The sequence below is a fragment of the Candidatus Ichthyocystis sparus genome (assembly GCF_900078745.1).
GTDB lineage: Bacteria > Pseudomonadota > Gammaproteobacteria > Burkholderiales > 2013Ark19i > Ichthyocystis > Ichthyocystis sparus.
In genome coordinates this window covers 1-1,286 of the sequence record NZ_FKII01000034.1, presented here as the reverse complement: position 1 = coordinate 1,286, position 1,286 = coordinate 1, and the positions used below count along the sequence as shown (strand labels likewise).

2 protein-coding genes are annotated in these 1,286 nt (G+C 35.6%); both read right to left on the bottom strand.

All coding sequences use genetic code 11. From position 1 onward, the window contains the following. Nucleotides 1-286: 286 nt before the first annotated feature. On the bottom strand, nucleotides 287-484 hold the full coding sequence (locus A6733_RS00435; protein WP_092411289.1) for a hypothetical protein: 198 nt from the start codon (nucleotides 482-484) through the stop codon (nucleotides 287-289). 524 nt (nucleotides 485-1,008) lie between these two features. Further along, a partial coding sequence (locus A6733_RS08715; RefSeq protein ID WP_176696742.1) for a hypothetical protein occupies nucleotides 1,009-1,286 on the bottom strand: 278 nt, incomplete at its 5' end.

Genomic DNA, 1,286 nt, shown 5'->3' with positions numbered 1-1,286 from the left:
CTACAAAATAGCAAATTTTTATAATGAGAAGTAAAAATCATGGAGGGAAATACAAAAGATAACGCAAAATTGTAAATAGCAGATTTTCTTCAAATCCATCTGAGCATACAGATGCGGCGTGCACGCTGCATGAGCTAATCTGCCCCCTTTTATAAACATAATGCTTTGACAATAATAGAAAAAGCGAACCTTGATGGAATCACATTCCGCCTTGAATAATCTAACACTTCATATACATGCAACTATCCAATTATAGCAAATACAAAGTATACTATTCATTCTAGGATCACGTAACTGGAAGATAAGAAACAAGATCTCTGTATTCATCAGGCTCTCTATCCAATACAGACCCACATGAAAACCCATCAAAAAAATCGTACCATTTTCCATATACTTCATCAATATAAAGTTGTCGCATAACACAAGAGGATATTAATAAAAACAACAAAGATCTAACAGTTCCATGCACATTACAAACTATCACCGACTTTAATCATTACACTTACTTTCACTGTTAGTATTAAATGATCTTATATGATTGTCGTTTGTATGGGAATTTTTGTAGGTAGTTTTTTTATCGTTTTCTTTATGCTGGGTTTTGCAATTTTTTTACTGTTGTATATCAATGTCAGTAATTTTTAGGTGTACCGTGTACCAATGAATGAAAAAGATTTTTTGTTATTCATGTAAAACTACGTCAATACCATCATCATACTTTCATAGATGACACTCTCTGTTCAGTATAAACATTTTTTAATGTTGCTTAATTAGGATATTTCATATGTACTATAATTAGCTGCTCTTTTTTTGTCAGTAAGTTTTTGTTGAAGCAATAGGACATGTATTATTATGTATGTGTCAGAGGTTGTATGCAGATCCTGTAGAACAAATTGCAAACTTTTTGAAATCATTTACCGTTAAATCAGTTTTCACAAATTACTCGTTCACTACTCATTCCTTTTTCTTTTACGTCCACTACCTCTATCACCTTTCATAGACCCACTTGATTCACCGGCAGGAGGTGGTGAAAGGTGGCAACCCTCGATTCAGCAATGCTGCCAATCTCACTCCCACATCCGTCTCATCAGCAGCAGTACCGGCAGCAGCAGCTACCAGCAGCGGAACACTACCAATATCCACAGATGCAGAAGAGGAAGGTCTGGCAGCAGCATCACTACCAATAGGAACCTCAAGAGTCCTACTCCCACTAAATAATCCCTGCATAATAAATAACTTCTTAGGAGGTACTCTAAAATAACTACTACTAGCTGCCGTGGAAGGTTCTT